This window comes from Providencia sp. PROV004 (assembly GCF_011045615.1).
GTDB lineage: Bacteria > Pseudomonadota > Gammaproteobacteria > Enterobacterales > Enterobacteriaceae > Providencia > Providencia rettgeri.
In genome coordinates this window covers 2,614,733-2,631,496 of record NZ_CP042859.1, presented here as the reverse complement: position 1 = coordinate 2,631,496, position 16,764 = coordinate 2,614,733, and the positions used below count along the sequence as shown (strand labels likewise).

At 38.1% G+C, this 16,764-nt stretch carries 15 protein-coding genes; 11 read left to right on the top strand and 4 right to left on the bottom strand.

Going from position 1 to position 16,764, the window contains the following annotated elements:
- Positions 1–10 precede the first annotated feature (10 nt).
- The 6 genes from FVA69_RS11785 to FVA69_RS11760 all read left to right on the top strand — a co-directional run bounded on the left by FVA69_RS11785 (position 11) and on the right by FVA69_RS11760 (position 6,404).
- Complete coding sequence (locus FVA69_RS11785; protein WP_110731909.1) at positions 11–898, top strand: LysR family transcriptional regulator; 888 nt, start codon at positions 11–13, stop codon at positions 896–898.
- Positions 899–1,056: 158 nt separating this feature from the next.
- Positions 1,057–1,578 carry a fimbrial protein gene (locus tag FVA69_RS11780; protein ID WP_110731910.1) on the top strand — a complete coding sequence of 174 codons (522 nt, stop codon included), beginning with the start codon at positions 1,057–1,059 and terminating at the stop codon, positions 1,576–1,578.
- Positions 1,579–1,634: 56 nt separating this feature from the next.
- The gene (locus FVA69_RS11775; RefSeq protein ID WP_109913286.1) at positions 1,635–2,306 is read left to right on the top strand and encodes a fimbrial biogenesis chaperone; all 672 of its coding nucleotides are present in this window, start codon (positions 1,635–1,637) and stop codon (positions 2,304–2,306) included.
- A gap of 1 nt (position 2,307) precedes the next feature.
- Positions 2,308–4,794, top strand: coding sequence for a fimbria/pilus outer membrane usher protein (locus FVA69_RS11770; protein ID WP_164528891.1), 2,487 nt, complete (start codon positions 2,308–2,310; stop codon positions 4,792–4,794).
- Between the two features lie 8 nt (positions 4,795–4,802).
- Entirely contained in the window at positions 4,803–5,819 is a 1,017-nt protein-coding gene (locus tag FVA69_RS11765) for a fimbrial protein (protein ID WP_164528890.1), read from the top strand.
- Positions 5,820–5,975: 156 nt separating this feature from the next.
- Positions 5,976–6,404, top strand: coding sequence for a hypothetical protein (locus FVA69_RS11760; RefSeq protein ID WP_164528889.1), 429 nt, complete (start codon positions 5,976–5,978; stop codon positions 6,402–6,404).
- Positions 6,405–6,456: 52 nt separating this feature from the next.
- Here the strand turns inward: FVA69_RS11760 and pyk are convergent, their stop codons facing one another.
- A complete protein-coding gene (gene pyk, locus FVA69_RS11755) occupies positions 6,457–7,899 on the bottom strand; it encodes a pyruvate kinase (protein WP_109913282.1) in 1,443 nt (480 codons plus the stop codon).
- A gap of 200 nt (positions 7,900–8,099) precedes the next feature.
- The gene (locus FVA69_RS11750; RefSeq protein WP_164528888.1) at positions 8,100–8,945 is read right to left on the bottom strand and encodes a MurR/RpiR family transcriptional regulator; all 846 of its coding nucleotides are present in this window, start codon (positions 8,943–8,945) and stop codon (positions 8,100–8,102) included.
- A gap of 472 nt (positions 8,946–9,417) precedes the next feature.
- On the opposite strand from FVA69_RS11750, the gene zwf reads away from it, so the two are divergent.
- Positions 9,418–10,893, top strand: coding sequence for a glucose-6-phosphate dehydrogenase (zwf, locus tag FVA69_RS11745; protein WP_004910705.1), 1,476 nt, complete (start codon positions 9,418–9,420; stop codon positions 10,891–10,893).
- A gap of 97 nt (positions 10,894–10,990) precedes the next feature.
- Here the strand turns inward: zwf and pdxK are convergent, their stop codons facing one another.
- Entirely contained in the window at positions 10,991–11,839 is an 849-nt protein-coding gene (pdxK, locus tag FVA69_RS11740) for a pyridoxine/pyridoxal/pyridoxamine kinase (RefSeq protein ID WP_004910707.1), read from the bottom strand.
- Between the two features lie 634 nt (positions 11,840–12,473).
- On the opposite strand from pdxK, the gene mdtJ reads away from it, so the two are divergent.
- Together mdtJ and mdtI are read left to right on the top strand one after the other, a co-directional pair.
- On the top strand, positions 12,474–12,902 hold the full coding sequence (gene mdtJ, locus FVA69_RS11735; RefSeq protein WP_004910709.1) for a multidrug/spermidine efflux SMR transporter subunit MdtJ: 429 nt from the start codon (positions 12,474–12,476) through the stop codon (positions 12,900–12,902).
- Between the two features lies 1 nt (position 12,903).
- A complete protein-coding gene (gene mdtI / locus FVA69_RS11730) occupies positions 12,904–13,236 on the top strand; it encodes a multidrug/spermidine efflux SMR transporter subunit MdtI (protein WP_004254980.1) in 333 nt (110 codons plus the stop codon).
- A 177-nt stretch (positions 13,237–13,413) separates the two neighbouring features.
- Here mdtI and FVA69_RS11725 read toward each other — a convergent pair whose 3' ends face one another.
- Complete coding sequence (locus FVA69_RS11725; RefSeq protein WP_004254978.1) at positions 13,414–13,761, bottom strand: RidA family protein; 348 nt, start codon at positions 13,759–13,761, stop codon at positions 13,414–13,416.
- A 149-nt stretch (positions 13,762–13,910) separates the two neighbouring features.
- Here FVA69_RS11725 and FVA69_RS11720 point away from each other — a divergent pair, with 149 nt between their 5' ends.
- A complete protein-coding gene (locus FVA69_RS11720) occupies positions 13,911–15,836 on the top strand; it encodes an ATP-dependent DNA helicase (RefSeq protein ID WP_164528887.1) in 1,926 nt (641 codons plus the stop codon).
- Positions 15,837–15,930: 94 nt separating this feature from the next.
- Positions 15,931–16,629, top strand: coding sequence for a tRNA (adenosine(37)-N6)-threonylcarbamoyltransferase complex dimerization subunit type 1 TsaB (gene tsaB / locus FVA69_RS11715; RefSeq protein ID WP_164528886.1), 699 nt, complete (start codon positions 15,931–15,933; stop codon positions 16,627–16,629).
- Positions 16,630–16,764 lie beyond the last annotated feature (135 nt).

Here is a 16,764-nt window from a genome sequence, read left to right as displayed (position 1 = left end):
TGGAGACTCTATGGAAAAAACTCGAACAACGTTAGATCAATGGATAACTCTACAGGCAGTGGTTGACTACGGTGGTTTTGCTCAAGCAGCTGAAATTTTGCATAGGACACAATCATCAATTAGCTACACCATTAGTAAATTAGAGCAAACATTGGAAATTGAAATATTTTCTTTAGAAAAACGTCGTGCAGTATTAACTAAACAAGGAGAGCAGCTATTAGCGCTATCGAGAGAGGTAACAAATAAAGCAATTTCATTAGAAGAGGTTGCTAAATCATTAAATTATGAAGGAAATAATAAAATTAATATTGTTATTGATTCACTATATCAAAGTGATGAAATACTGAAGAAAATTGGGGGGTTAAGTCGCTCTAGAAAGGATTATGATATTGATTTGAAACGTGTTTTATTAAAAAAAACAGATGTTTTTGAAGTTAAAAATTATGATTTATTAATTACTCACCATTACGTTGAGTCGTTAAACCCTATATTCCTTGAGCAAGTTGAGGCGGTGTTTGTATCCAATCCAAATCATAAGCTTCAACATTGCCAGGCTGATAATGTATTGAAATCAATGGAAAAAACAACATTGATTGCTTTGGGAACTACAGATATGGATAGTATAAAAAGCATCCAAACCATTCATGTTCCTAATGTGGATTTAGCAATTCAATTAACAGAGAATTCGATTGGGTATTTATGGTTACCAAAAAATTTAGTCCAGAAGGAATTGAATAATAATTCATTAAAAGAGCTGAAAACAGCAAATAAAAAATCATTCTATAATTTTTATATGTATCTGAATAAAAATTCAATGGCTAATGAAATTTTAAGATACTACCTAATTGATAATGAAAAAGCTAAATTAATGAGTCAATTAATGAATAACCAAAATTAAACATAAATATTTTAGATGTCATTTTAAAAAATTCAATGTATCCATTAGTTAACTTAACTAAAGGTAAATGGTATATTCCTTTAGAACATCTAATATGAGTAATTTATTTATTCATATAATAGTAATTAATAATTAAAAATTTTATTATAGGAACTATTATGAGTATTCTAAAAAAATCCCTAGCAGTAATAGGGGTTGCTTTAGCTGTAACATCTGCGCCAACTGTTTTTGCTTCAGGTACAATTAATTTTACCGGGGAAATAACTGACATTGCTTGTACAGTTGATAGTAATTCAAAAAATTTAAATGTTGATCTTGGAAAGGTATCAGCTAAAAGTTTAGCTGCACAGGGTGAAGTTGCAGGATTGAAAGACTTCACGATTAAGCTTGTTGATTGTCCAGCAAACTCGAAAGTAACTGTACGCTTTGGTGGTACACGTGATACTGCAGACCGCGATATTCTTGCCATCAACCAAGGTGCAGGTGTTGCAAATAATGTCGGTATTGCTTTATTTGAAAAAGACGCAACAACACAAATCAAATTATTTGATGACTCAAAACAAATTGAATTCGATGGTGCAACTGTAGACTTAGATTACGTAGCTCGTTATAAAGCTACAGGCGCAGCAACTGCAGGTCCTGCTAATAGTAGTGCAGTATATAGCATTCAATATCATTAATTATTTGGAGGGCACAATGGTTGCCCTCTTTCTCACATCAATATCATGGCTGTTTTATGAAAAAAATATTTTTTTCAATCTGTATATGTTTATTTTCTATTTCTAACATCTCTCAAGCGTCAGGTATTAGTGTAGGTGGAACACGTTTTGTCTATGAAGAAAACAAACGTGAAATTGATATCCCGATTTTTAATAGTGATAAAGAAAAACCATTTTTAATCCAAAGTTGGGTTTCTCCATTTAATGGTGAGGGTAAAGCACCATTTATTGCTACGCCACCATTATTCCGAATTGAACCAGATACAAATGGCTCAGCGAGAATTTCATACATAGGTGAACCTATAAATTCAAATGAAGAAAAAATCTATTTGCTTAATATTAAATCAATACCACCGAAAAATAATAGTATTGAAAATGAGCTACAGATAATTATAAACTCACAATTTAAATTATTTTTAAGGTCGAAAGATATTGAACCTTTTGATTTTGAGAAGGTTAATTTAGTTGAAAAATCAGATGGAGTTATGATTGATAACCAAACACCATATCATTTATCAATCAAAAATATTCTTATCAATGACAAGGTTATTGATGGCGCTAGCTTAATATACCCATTTAAAAATGACTACATTCTTAAGAAAAAAATAAATAATGGTGATTCAATAGTTGTTCAGTTTATTAATGATTATGGCGCTATCATAGAGAAAAAACCAAGTAAGAGTATCTAAGATGTCAATTCTCTATACCAAAAATAGACTTATGTATTCTAAATTTTTTACTACGATCAGCTTGATATTGTATGCCAATAATACAATTGCTGAAGATATATTTGATATCAATGCCATCAACACTGGAATTGAAAGTCAAGTTGCCGATGTGAATAGCTTGGGCTACTTGTCATCCACAGGTGGGCAATTACCAGGTGACTATTTTGTTGATATTTATATTAATGATCAACGGGTGGACAATAAGAATATTACATTTTTATTTGATGATAAAACTAAAAAACTACTCCCTAAAATAACAAAAAAAATGCTACTAGATTGGGGGGTAAAAAACTCAGCAAGCGAAAAATTCTCAGTAATTGAAAGTGATGAATATTTGAACGATATTGCTCAGATTATTCCTAGCGCTAATTATCAATACAAATTCGAAATCCAACAGCTACAAGTTAGTATTCCTCAAATTGGTTTAGAAAATACTAGCCGAGGTTACGTTGAACCGAAAGAATGGGACGATGGAATTAATGTGGCATTTGTTAATTACACTGCAAGATTTAATAAGCATTGGTACCAAAATAGAGATAACAGAGATAATACATTCTTAGGTTTAAGAAGCGGTATTAATATAAATGCTTGGCGTTTGCGTAGCTATAGCACATATAGTAATACAACCAATGAAACAAATTGGAATAACTTACAAACCTATATAGAGCGAGATATCAGAAGTTTAAAAAGTCGATTAACGATTGGTGAAACATCCTCTGATAATGGTGTGATGGAAAGCAACCCTTATCGTGGGATAAGGTTAGCTTCCGATGAAAGTATGTTGCCTCAAAGTGAAAGAGGTTTTGCACCGACAGTCACAGGAATTGCACAATCAAATGCGATTGTTACTATTAGGCAAAATGGTAATGTGATTTATCAAACAACTGTACCCCCCGGTGAGTTTTCAATTAATGATTTATATCCAACTTCATACAGTGGTGACCTTGAGGTCTCCATTGAAGAAGCTAATGGAACAATCCGATCTTTTATTCAGCCGTTTTCAGCGGTACCAATGATGCAAAGGGCTGGTGCATTAAAATATAGTGTAGATATTGGTAAATATAATGTTGATAGTGCACGGCGTAAACCAAATTTTGCGCAAGCATCAGCAATTTATGGGTTACCATATAACTTATCCGCTTATGGAGGTTTTTTAGTTTCCCAAGGCTATCAAGCTTACACAATAGGTACTGGAGTAAACTTAGGTAATATTGGTGCGATATCGACAGATATTACACAAGCATCGGCACGATTGATTGATAAAAAGAAGGCAGAAGGGCAATCATACCGAATTCAGTATTCAAAATATATTCCAGATACAGGCACTTCTTTTTCTTTAGCATCATATCGCTATTCAACAAAGAATTATTATGATTTCTCTGATTCGAATAATTACTTTTATAACATCGATCGGAAAAAACAACAGTTTCAAGCATCAGTATCCCAATCACTTAACGGAATAGGTTATTTATCAGTGAATGGTTACCAGCAATATTATTGGGATAAAAGTGGTTCAGATAAAAATCTAACAATGAGTTTTAGTTCTAATTATAATTCGATGAATTACAGTGTTGCTTATTCTTATACAAAGCAAGATTATTCGAATACCAATGACCAAATGCTGTCATTAAATTTAAGTATTCCTTTTGATTTAGGGTGGAGAAATAATTGGATCAATTATAGCTATAATACCAGTAAAAAAGGCGACTCTATTAGCTCATTGAGTTTTAATGGTACGCAATTAGAAGATAATAATTTGCAGTATGACCTCACACAAAGATACCACCATAGCCATGATGAATATAGTAATTCCATTAGTGCAAGCTATATAGTTTCATCAGGGGAATACAGTGCAGGCTATAATTATGATCCTAAATATCATTCTGTCTATCTAGGTGCAACAGGAGCATTATTACTGCATTCTGGAGGGCTAACGACATCACGTACTATTTATGATTCTGCAGTGCTCGTAAAAGCTGAAGATATTGATAATTTAAAAGTGAATAATGCGCAGTCGCTCTATACTAACTCTTCAGGCTTTGCTGTAATTCCTACGGTTACACGCTATGAACGAAATAAAATTAGTGTCGATACTGCAACATTAAGTGGTAATAATGATGTTGCTATTAATACAACAACTGTCGTTCCTACTCAAGGAGCTATTGTATTAGCTAATTTTCAAGCAAAACGCGGCGCTAGAGTATTACTAAAACTGCAGCATGCAGGCAAACCAATTGCATTTGGCACACAAGTTTCTGTTATAGAAAATGAAGAGCAAGTGACTGGAGGTATTGTTGCAAATGATGGGGAAGTGTATTTAAGTGGTGTTCCAGAGCAAAGTATCGTCATTGTAAAATGGGGTAATAGTCATAATCAACAATGTACAGTTCCACTTTCATTATCGTTAGAAAATGAAAAAATTCAGTTTATAGAACGAACTTGTGAATAGGAGTCGTCATGAATAATTTAGGATTAAAAATCGGCATTCCGTTACTTTTATATTCACAATTTGGTGTTGCAGAATTTAGGGCTGAATTTACTAACCAACTTGTTAATTCAAATAAAACACTTTATGTCTCACGCACATTACCGGTAGGTACTTTTATTGGTTCAGTTGATTTAGGTACGCATTCCCCTTGGGTGTGGTGGAATGTAACTGGTAATACAGAAGTTGGTATATATTTACCAAACGTATCTGGGAATTCAAGGTACATTTCTGGTGTAGGCTATGTGAGAGAAGTTAATAGTTCAGGTGTTGGTTATGCTTTACATGGAACAGTGATGACCCCTTGCTCTGGTTCTGCGTATGTTGATGGAGTAAATACGAAAGATGGAAATATTAGTAATAGGTTAATTTGTGGTTCTAATGCATCATCAGCAAGATATACTGTAAAGTTAAGAGCAGATTTTTATAAAGTTGGTAATAATGTTAAAAACCAAACTTTACCAACCACTTATGCTGCGATGTTAATTTTGTTCAATAATAGTTTTATTGCTTCAGACTCATATGGAAGAATTGAACCAAAAGTGACTATAGGGCCAATTAATATTATTTCGAGTGGTTGCGAAGTTAAAAATAAGTCAATAGATGTGCCGTTCGGTAAAGTCAGCAAATCGTCGTTTACAGGTGTTGGTTCAACAAGCTCCGAGAGTAAAAGAAACTTTCAAATTCAATTAGACTGCGACCCTATATCACCGATAAAAATTACGTTTATTGGATCGCAAGACACAAGCCAAACACCGGGGGCAATTGCACTCAATAGTTTAACTGATGAAAATACAGCGAAGGGCTATGCAATCCAAGTAAAATATAACGGAGCACCAATTAAGCTTAATCAGTTAATGCCTATCGTTGAACAAAATAATGTAGGCCAATATAACATTCCGTTGGAAGCTGCTTATATCCAAACTCAATCTATAACAACTGCTGGGGAAGCAAACGGTACGCTACAATTTAATCTACAATATCACTAAGCTCTATTTGCTCTGCACGTAACAGAAGTGAACTGCAGAGTTTTACTGTTTTGTATTACTTATTATTTAGCCATCATTTTGCACTTTATCTTAATTCATCACTAACCTGAAGTAAGTTATAGTTAGCTTTTATTGATGAATAAGTTGAGGACGACTATGGCATTTGATCGTATGGATTGGCATTACGGTGGTGATTATCCATCAGACTTACCAAATGAGAATGGAGGCACCCATATTGGCTTTTATTTAACATGGATTATTCATAATAATTTAGTAGGAGAATTTCATACTGAAGAATCAGGGGAAGAACTCGCATTAGTTAAAGCTCGAAAGTTGGATGGTCGTGAATTTTTGATGACAATGTGTGATGAAAAATTTATAGATGAAGATTTAAGTGATGAAGGTAATGCTTTTACTCAGTTTTACTATGCAGCGGAAGAGAAGGGCTATTTTGAAGATTATGAAGGTGTCCTTAAAGGCCATTTACCAACAACTTACCATATAGAAAACTCATGGGAAAATTATGATAAAATTGCCCCTGTAATTAGCGAAGCATATGCCAAATGGAAACAAGCTCAAGGTTAGATAGAGCACTAATATAAAAGACAGCCCCCACCTATAGGCGAGGGCTAAAAGATTATTCGACCTCTAGAATACGACAAGTATTCGTGCTACCTACGGTGCCCATTAAGTCACCCTGAGTGACAAGAACCACGTCACCACTCATTAAATAGCCGTTATCACGTAAACGCGTCACTGCTTCATTAGCAGCCGCAATACCATCTGTGTGGGTGCTACAGAAAACAGGGGTAACACCACGGTATAGAGAACATTGGTTGAGCGTTTTTTCATGACGAGACATTGCAAAAATAGGCAAGCCAGAACTGATACGAGACATCATACGAGCAGTACGACCAGACTCAGTCATTGCAATGATAGCTTTAACCCCTTTAAGGTGGTTAGCTGCATACATTGTTGACATAGCAATTGCTTCTTCTGGGCTGCTAAATTCTGCATCTAAACGGTGTTTAGATACATTCAGGCCAGGCATTTTTTCTGCACCAAAGCAAACTTGTGCCATTGCAGCTACCGTTTCTGCAGGGTACTGGCCTGCGGCAGTTTCAGCGGAAAGCATAACGGCATCGGTACCATCCAACACCGCATTCGCGACGTCCATGACTTCGGCCCGCGTTGGCATTGGGTTAGTGATCATCGATTCCATCATTTGTGTTGCAGTGATAACCACGCGATTTAATTGACGTGAACGACGGATTAATTTTTTCTGAACAGCAACTAACTCAGGATCGCCAATTTCTACACCGAGGTCACCACGAGCAACCATGACGACATCAGAAGCGAGAATAACCTCATCCATGACTTCATCATTGGCAACGGCTTCAGCACGCTCGACTTTAGCAACAATTTGACATTCACAACCCGCATCACGAGCTAATCGGCGCGCATAATCTAAATCTTCACCAGAGCGAGGGAATGAAACGGCTAAATAGTCGACATTAATTTTGGCTGCGGTTTTTATATCTTCTTTGTCTTTGTCTGTTAATGCTTCAGCAGAAAGACCACCACCGAGTTTATTAATACCTTTATTGTTAGATAATTGGCCACCAACAGTAACTTCTGTAAAGACTTGTAATCCTTGGACTTCTCGGACTTTTAATTGAACACGCCCATCATCAAGAAGTAAAATATCGCCTGGAACGACATCGGCAGGTAAGCCTTTATAGTCGATACCCACTTTTTCTTGGCAACCTTCACCTTTACCTAAATTGGCATCAAGAATGAATTTATCACCAATATTGAGGAAAACTTTACCATCTTTAAACGTAGAAACACGAATTTTAGGGCCTTGTAAATCACCGAGGATAGCAACGTGACGTCCTAAACGAGCGGCAATCTCACGTACTTTATTAGCACGCAATAGATGGTCTTCTGGAGTTCCGTGGGAGAAGTTAAGGCGAACAACGTTGGCGCCAGCATTGATAATTTTTTCAAGATTATTATCGCGATCGGTAGCTGGACCAAGAGTTGTAACAATTTTAGTTCTTCTAAGCCGTCTAGACATGTATTACTCCGTTGACCTGTAATGGTGTTGATAAAAGAGTGAAACCATTTCACCCCATTTCGAAACCTGTTTACTGCAAATAGGGATGCTGACACGAGCACAGCTATTATATACAGCCAATTTCTTAATGCTATCAGGTCTGTAAAACTATTAAAGCCTGAAAAGCAAAGAAAAGCATTTATACTGTCAGTTTATTGCCTTTAGATGCTATCAAACCGCGAATCACGTAATGCTTCTTTGACGCGCTTCAAGTTATCTCTAAATTTTTCACCTCTTCTTAACGTAAAACCCGTTGTTAATACGTCAATGACTGCGAGCTGAGCCATTCTTGATACCATCGGCATGTAGATATCTGTATCTTCAGGCACATCAATAATGATAGGTAGGGTAGCGGCTTGGGATAGCGGAGAGTTTTCTGAGGTAATTGCTATGACGGTGGCATCGTTTTCCCTTGCTACACGAGCCATATCAACTAATGCTTTTGTTCTTCCCGTATGGGAAATGAGCACAATAACGTCTCCTTCAGTACTATTGATACAGCTCATACGCTGCATGACAATATCATCGAAGTATATGACAGGAATATTAAAGCGGAAAAATTTATTCATTGCGTCGTGGGCGACGGCAGCAGAGGCACCAAAGCCAAAAAAACTGATTTTTCGTGCTTGGGTTAATAAATCAACTGCACGGTTAATTGCACTAATATCGAGCGTGTGTTTCACATTATCTAACCCGGCCATAGCCGATTCGAAAATTTTGTGAGTATAGGTATTTACTGTGTCAGTTTCTTCTATATGGCGATTGATGTAAGGGGTTCCATTGGCTAAGTTTTGTGCTAATCGTAATTTAAAATCAGGGAATCCTTTCGTGCCCATTTTCCGACAAAAGCGGTTTACTGTTGGTTCGCTAACATCTGCTAATTGCGCTAGAGTGGCGATACTAAGATGAATGGCATTTTGTGGCATACCTAAAATAACCTCAGCCACCTTTTTTTCTGATTTACTTAAAAAATCGAGACTTGTTTTCATTTGTTCTAAAATATTCATATAACAAAAGCGCCTATTTCATCGAAAGGAGAAATTTGTGAGTCATCACGTTATCCTATTGTTGATTTTTAATTTCTTGTCGTGATGCTGTAATAGAGAGTGAAAATATACTATGTAAGATATGTAAGCTATCTGAATGCAGGTGATAACTAGCAGCTTTTTGTGAAACTTTGACCCGTATCTAATTTTCAGATTAGTAAACATCCTACATATTTTGTTATTTTTTTACGGAAGCTGTCTCCATTCAGTTAAATCGCATCTTTTTAATACACTAAAAATTATTCAGTGTGTAACATAAGAGCAAACAGGGAATATGTTGTTTTTTTCATCATAAAAACTGTGATCGGTATCATGAAGATTTACTGGGCACTAGCAACAGGGTACATTAGCGGAATTAGGGCTAATTTTAACAAAATTACAATAAGGCCTATCCTAGTTAGGTCTTACATTCCGCAAATTGAGGAGAACCAATATGGCGGTACATAATGCTGCTCAAGCTTGTGACTTAATTATTTTTGGCACCAAGGGAGACCTCGCTCGTCGTAAGCTGTTGCCATCGCTTTATCAGTTAGAGAAAGCAGGTTACATTCATCCAGACACGCGTATTATTGGTGTCGGTCGAGCTGAATGGAGTCAAGATGATTATGTCCACTTTGTCAAAGAAGCGTTAGATAAGTTCTTAAAAGAAGATCTCGATTCAGCATTGTGGGAAAAATTGAGCTCTCGCTTGGATTTTTGTAACTTAGACGTTAACCAGACTGAAAGTTTTGTGCGTTTAGCTGAAATGTTAAAACAAGATGCACAACCGGCTATCCATTACTTTGCCATGCCACCGAGCACCTTTGGTGCAATGTGCCAAGGACTGGGTCATGCTAAATTAAATAAAAAGCCAAATCGTGTTGTCATGGAAAAACCACTGGGAACGGATTTAGCGTCATCACAAGAAATTAATAATGAAGTGGCCAAGTATTTTGATGAAAGCCAAGTTTATCGTATTGACCACTATCTTGGTAAAGAAACAGTTTTAAATTTACTCGCACTGCGTTTTGCAAACTCGTTATTTATCAATAACTGGGACAACCGCACTATCGATCATGTCCAGATCACAGTTGCAGAAGAAGTGGGAATCGAAGGTCGTTGGGGTTATTTCGATCAAGCAGGCCAAATGCGTGATATGGTGCAAAACCACTTATTGCAAATCTTAACGATGATTGCGATGTCACCACCGGCAGATTTAACTACTGACCGTATTCGTGATGAAAAAGTGAAAGTCTTACGTTCTTTACGTCGCATTGACCATACTAATGTGCGTGAAAAGGCTGTACGTGGGCAATATACCTCTGGTTTTGTTCAGGGCAAAAAAGTCCCTGGATATCTAGAGGAAGAGGGGGCGAATAAGCAAAGTATGACTGAGTCATTCGTTGCTTTGCGTGTTGATATTGATGACTGGCGTTGGGCGGGCGTGCCTTTCTATTTACGTACAGGGAAACGCCTACCGGCTAAATGTTCAGAAGTTGTGGTTTATTTTAAAAAGCCCGCGTTAAATATTTTCTCGGAAAGTTATCAAGATCTACCTCAGAATAAATTAACTATTCGTTTGCAGCCAGACGAAGGGATTGATATTGAAATTATGAATAAGGCACCAGGCCTTGATCATAAACACCGTTTACAAACCACTAAATTGGATTTAAGTTTCTCCGAAACTTTCAACCAAACTCACCTTGCTGACGCCTATGAACGTTTATTGCTTGAAGCAATGCGCGGCATTCAAGCACTGTTTGTTCGCCGTGATGAAGTAGAAGAAGCATGGAAATTTGTTGATTCTATTATAGATGCATGGGCAATGGACAATGAAGCGCCTAAACCATACCAGGCAGGGACTTGGGGGCCGATTGCATCTGTAGCGATGATTGCTCGTGATGGTCGTTCGTGGAATGAGTTCGAATAAAATTATCAATACTTGAAATATTAGACGGTGTATTGACTAAAATGGCGGGATAATCCCGCCATTTCTCTATGCTTGTTATATCGTGTTATATCGTGGTTTAAAGAATCAATTCACTACGTCCTGTAGCAGCCATGTGAATAATCGCTTGTTCAATGCGTAAACACGCCATTTTAGCGGCATCAGGAACGGACAGCCCAGCTAATAATTGTGCGGTGAGTTCTGCACCAAATAAATCCCCCGTTCCTTTTGGCGTGACAGGGTAACGTTTGTGGCGGATCACGGCCACGTCATCTTTGGTAACACAGACCACTTCGATATTATCATCATCAGGCTGGAAAGCACTTGTGATGATTACCCACTGTGTATTTCCTTTCAATAAGCTGCGGGCTGCAGTTGTTGCATCATCCAAATTATTAACTTGTTTGCCACTTAAGGTCATGAGCTCGAATTTGTTTGGAATAATTCCTGTTGCTAAAGGTATGACTTTATCACGGTAGACCTCGGCAATTTCAGGGGGAATATAAAAACCACTGTCCTCATCCCCCATGACTGGGTCAACAATAACCGGCAGTGCGGCTCGTTCTTTGCGGACGAGGGTTAACCAGTCAGCTAAGTCTTGAGCTTTTTCTGGGGAGCCTAGATAACCAGTCAAAATAGCTCTTACAGAATCTAAACTACCACGTTCAACAAAACCGTTTAAATAACCACGAAACCACTCTCCAGGTAACTCCCCACCATAGCAAGTGGTATAATGAGGAGTATTACTCAGTACTACGGTAGGGACTGCAGCTACTCGTAAACCTTGTTTTGTCAACGCTGGAACGGCAATGCTATTCCCAACGCTGCCATAAATAACTTGCGACTGAATTGATACGACATCATAAGGTAATGGTGTTGCATCTGCGGCATTTTGGAAACTATTGGAGGTAAGGCTAAAGGTATTCATGGCACTCTCTTCGGCATATTACAATCATATGGCTACTATAAGAAGCTTGTTCAATCAGGTTGTCAATGTTAAAAATCGAATAGTATATTTTAGGTGTGATGAGAGTATAAAAAGTGGAATAAAGAGATTTTTTTATAAAATAATTCCAATGAAAAATTTATCGTTGCCGCTTGTTTATTCGTATAATTGTTGATAGTTCAAGGGTTGATTAGCATATTAATGAATAGTTATGCATATTTTTATTCAATGCAAAAAATGTTTATATTCATTGACTTAATAAAGTTGGCATGCTAAAAATAAGCTGAAATTAACTATCAACATGAGGGTTCGGAGTAAATTGGGTAGATGTCTACCTGATGAAAAGAATAAGATATCATGCTTAGCTCAACTAGCGGCAAGATCAGCAAGTCCCAAAAAAGAACGACACACAGGCTTTTCCTTTCAGCTATCCTTTCCAGTGAACACTACTGGTGTGGTGCATTATAGCGTCTCTCTCGATTATTCATTTCGCTGAATAAACTCAGCAACACCTTGTTATTTATTTGAATTTTCAACAATCGCGCAATAGTAATTTGTCTATTTGTTCTGTACAAAAAACAGGCTATTACGTGGCTGTACATAGAGAGATATTATAATGATTTACTGGATATTTTTAGTATTAGCTATCGTTGCCGAGGTTATCGGTACATTATCAATGAAACATGCCAGCGTTAGTGGTGATTTCACCGGTATGGTGGTGATGTATGTCATGATAGCAACATCATACATTTTGCTTGCCATTGCAGTTAAAAAAGTGGCATTAGGTGTCGCCTATGCACTCTGGGAAGGTATTGGCATTCTTTTTATCACAACATTTAGTGTCATGTGGTTTGGAGAATCACTATCACCGATGAAAATAGGTGGATTAGTATTACTGATCACCGGTATTGGGTTGATTAAATCAGGCACCAAAAAAGCCACCGTTCGTCAATCTGCACAGAAAGTAAAACAAGTTACACAAAACGCGGTCAATGCTGCCAAAACAAATGCTTTAGTTGGACGCGAAGCTAAGTCGGAGGCGTAATATGGCGAGTCATTTTGAATGGTGGCATGCTGCGTTTTTGATCCTAGCCGTAATATTAGAAATCGCAGCTAACATTTTGTTAAAAATGTCGAATGGATTTAAACGATATTGGATAGGTATTCTCTCCCTAATTGCGGTACTCGGAGCCTTCAGTGCATTAGCGCAAGCTGTAAAAGGAATCGAACTTTCAATTGCTTATGCATTATGGGGAGCATTCGGTATTATCGCCACAGTAGCAGCAGGTTGGATTCTTTTCAATCAACGGCTAAATTATAAAGGCTGGGGGGGAATTGTGTTGCTGTTGCTGGGGATGGTACTTATTAAGATGTCATAATGCTCATCATATTTTGCGTTGTCGCGTCGTTGGCTGCATTCGTTAACCCTAGTCACATACTTTTGTATGCCCCAAGGGATTAACTCACTTGCCGCCTAGCGACATCACAAACTATTTAGAGAATGGATGGGCGCTAATAATTGGCGCCCATTTTTATGCAAAGCAAAACCTGTCTAATCAATCAATTGCTGCAACAATCTTAATTTCAACTTTATATTCTGGCTTCATCAACAATGCTTGGACAGTACAGCGGACAGGCGCACTTCCAGCAACAACCCAAGCATCCCATGCTTGGTTCATACCAGCAAAATCGGCTTTATCAGCAAGAAAAATGGTGGCATCAAGAATTTTACTTTTGTCTGAACCAACACGTTCAAGCATGACATCAATTGCCGCGAGCGTGTTTGCTGTTTGAGCAACAATATCAGCGTCAAGGTTTTCAGGCACACTGGTGTAGTAAATTACATTATTGTGAATAACAGCTTCAGACCAACGATTATCCGGGTCAATACGTTTGATAGTCATAATTATTCCCTATTATACATGTGGCTCAAGAATAACAGTTTGTAGGCTGGATGAAAATCAGTTGTTCAAGGGGATAATAATTACCTCAGCAGGGTTAATAAACTCATGGTAAAGTGTGTCCTCATTATTACTAATAAATAGGTCTTGTAGTGCACGACGATTTTTCTGCGGATGGCTTTTTAGCCAGAACAATTCCCGGTTTTCAGCCTCGAGAAGCACAAGTTACGATGTCGAACGCAGTAACTGGGTCGATTGAGCAGCAGCATGTGCTGGTGGCGGAAGCCGGTACTGGAACAGGAAAAACTTATGCTTATTTAGTTCCTGCATTGCGTAGTGGAAAAAAAGTCATTGTTTCTACGGGGTCAAAAGCCTTACAAGATCAACTGTATCACCGGGACTTACCGACAATTATTGATGCCATGGGTTACACTGGGCGTACAGCCTTGTTAAAGGGGCGATCAAATTATTTATGCTTAGAGCGATTAGACCAACAGTCCCTCGGTGGTGGTAGTCTTGAACCTGAAATATTGTCAGCGGTAGTGAGGCTACGCAGTTGGTCAATTGAATCTGAGTTAGGTGATACGAGTACCTGCCATGATATCGCTGAAGACAGCCCAGTTTGGCCGTTAGTGACGAGTACCAATGATAATTGTCTCGGCAGCGACTGCCCACGTTACCAAGACTGTTTTGTCTTAAAAGCACGTCGTAAAGCCTTAGAAGCGGATATTGTTGTTGTAAATCACCATTTATTTATGGCTGATAGAGTCGTGAAAGACACGGGTTTTGGTGAGCTAATTCCCCAAGCAGAAGTCATGATTTTTGATGAAGCGCACCAAATTCCAGATATCGCCAGCCAATATTTTGGTCAGCAACTTAGCAGTCGTCAACTACTTGATCTTGCACGCGATATGATTATGGCCTATCGAACTGAGTTAAAAGACCAAGTGCAACTACAAAAAAGTGCAGATAGGCTCACGCAAAGTACACTGGATTTCCGGCTCAATTTGGGGGAAAACAGTTTTCGTGGTAATTTACGTGATTTACTAAAACGCCCTGAAGTGCAAAGAGCATTGACATTACTTGATGATTCTCTTGAACTTTGTTACGAAGTGATTAAAACCACTTTAGGCCGATCACAGAGCTTAGACTCAATTTTCGAGCGCGTCACTATTTACCGAAATCGTTTGAATCGTTTAAAAGATGTGACGATTGCGGGTTACAGTTATTGGTTTGAAAGTTATGGTCGCCATTTTTTACTGGCGCTAACCCCCTTAACGGTTGCAGATAAATTCAGCGAAATGATTGCAAGTACGCCAGGCAGTTGGGTTTTCACATCAGCAACTTTGTCGGTAAATGAAAAATTAAGTCACTTCACTGACCGTTTAGGTTTAGTCAGTGCAAAAACGTTATTATTAGCCAGCCCATTTGATTATCAAAGCCAAACCTTATTATGTGTTCCCCGTTTTTTACCCGAGCTCAATCAACGAGGTCTAGCACAAAAATTAGCAACAATGCTACGACCTATGATTGAAAAAAATCAGGGGCGCTGTTTCTTTTTATGTACATCGCACCTGATGATGCGTGAATTGGCCGAAGAGTTTAAATCCTCATTGACATTACCCGTCTTAATGCAAGGGGAAAGCAGTAAAAATAAACTGTTATCCCAATTCATTTCAGCAGGGAATGCCGTTTTAGTTGCTACCAGTAGTTTTTGGGAAGGGGTTGATGTGCGAGGTGATGAACTGACTTGTGTCATTATCGATAAACTCCCATTTACTGCGCCGGATGACCCATTATTAAGAGCGCGTATCGAAGATTGTGAATTACGAGGCGGAGACCCTTTTTTTGATGTTCAATTACCAGATGCCGTGATTACTTTAAAACAAGGTGTCGGGCGGTTAATTCGTGATACCAGTGACTATGGTGTCATCGTTATTTGTGATAACCGCTTAGTGACACGTCCTTATGGTGAGGTTTTTTTACGTAGCCTTCCGCCATCACCGCGAACAAGAAGTATACAAAAAGCAATTGCATTTCTTGAAGAGAAAAGACAAGAAGTTAATAGAACGAGGTAAATCCCACCTTGTTTTTCTGCTATTCCTACGGCCGTTTATGTTAATATAATCGGCATCTTTCAATTAGAAACTATTAATTTGCCGGAGTTTAGGCATGTCGAGTCGTATTCTTGCTGTTGATACAGCAACAGAAGCCTGTTCAGTCGCACTTTGGTGTGAAGGTGATATTATTTCTCGTTTTGCGGTTTCTCCCCGTGAGCACACGCAAAAAATCTTACCCATGGTTGAGGACGTTCTTGCGCAAGCCGGAATGGGGTTAAATCAGTTAGATGCATTAGCTTTCGGGCGAGGCCCAGGAAGTTTCACCGGGGTTCGTATTGGTGTTGGTATCGCACAAGGGTTAGCATTAGGAGCTAATTTACCCATGATTGGCGTTTCCTCTTTAATGACACTTGCCGAAGGCGCCTTTCGTATAGCGGGGCATAAACAGGTATTAGTGGCTATTGATGCACGGATGTCAGAAATTTATTGTGCCCAATATCAGCGAACATCTGAAGGTCACTGGTTAGGTGAAGAAACCGAAGCTGTTCTACTTCCCGATGATTTTAAAAATAAATTTACTGGGCTTTCAGGGGCTTGGAGTTATGCAGGAACTGGATGGGAAGCGTATCCTTCATTGCTGAATGACTCAGCTTCATTGTCCAATAGCCATATTACGCTGCCTGATGCGCAAGATATGTTACCCATTGCTGCGCAATTATGGCAACAGGGAAAAGTGGTTGCCGTTGAAAACGTCGAACCTACTTACCTACGTAATGAAGTTACATGGAAAAAATTGCCTGGTCGTGAATAATACATGGGAAATTAATTGATTTGAATTGGCTATATCACGTGATATAGCCAATTTTTTATATTAAACAGAAAATAAATCCAATATTGAATAATAAAAATACGAATCGAATCATTCAATAATTTAGGATATTATTAG

Bases quoted from the DNA above. Each gene is read 5' to 3' on its own strand.
- pyk (WP_109913282.1), bottom strand. From the start codon at position 7,899: ATGTCTAGACGGCTTAGAAGAACTAAAATTGTTACAACTCTTGGTCCA.
- tsaB (WP_164528886.1), top strand. From the start codon at position 15,931: ATGTCGAGTCGTATTCTTGCTGTTGATACAGCAACAGAAGCCTGTTCA.
- FVA69_RS11725 (WP_004254978.1), bottom strand. From the start codon at position 13,761: ATGACTATCAAACGTATTGACCCGGATAATCGTTGGTCTGAAGCTGTT.
- zwf (WP_004910705.1), top strand. From the start codon at position 9,418: ATGGCGGTACATAATGCTGCTCAAGCTTGTGACTTAATTATTTTTGGC.
- FVA69_RS11760 (WP_164528889.1), top strand. From the start codon at position 5,976: ATGGCATTTGATCGTATGGATTGGCATTACGGTGGTGATTATCCATCA.
- pdxK (WP_004910707.1), bottom strand. From the start codon at position 11,839: ATGAATACCTTTAGCCTTACCTCCAATAGTTTCCAAAATGCCGCAGAT.
- FVA69_RS11785 (WP_110731909.1), top strand. From the start codon at position 11: ATGGAAAAAACTCGAACAACGTTAGATCAATGGATAACTCTACAGGCA.
- FVA69_RS11750 (WP_164528888.1), bottom strand. From the start codon at position 8,945: ATGAATATTTTAGAACAAATGAAAACAAGTCTCGATTTTTTAAGTAAA.
- FVA69_RS11780 (WP_110731910.1), top strand. From the start codon at position 1,057: ATGAGTATTCTAAAAAAATCCCTAGCAGTAATAGGGGTTGCTTTAGCT.
- FVA69_RS11765 (WP_164528890.1), top strand. From the start codon at position 4,803: ATGAATAATTTAGGATTAAAAATCGGCATTCCGTTACTTTTATATTCA.
- mdtI (WP_004254980.1), top strand. From the start codon at position 12,904: ATGGCGAGTCATTTTGAATGGTGGCATGCTGCGTTTTTGATCCTAGCC.
- FVA69_RS11770 (WP_164528891.1), top strand. From the start codon at position 2,308: ATGTCAATTCTCTATACCAAAAATAGACTTATGTATTCTAAATTTTTT.
- FVA69_RS11775 (WP_109913286.1), top strand. From the start codon at position 1,635: ATGAAAAAAATATTTTTTTCAATCTGTATATGTTTATTTTCTATTTCT.
- mdtJ (WP_004910709.1), top strand. From the start codon at position 12,474: ATGATTTACTGGATATTTTTAGTATTAGCTATCGTTGCCGAGGTTATC.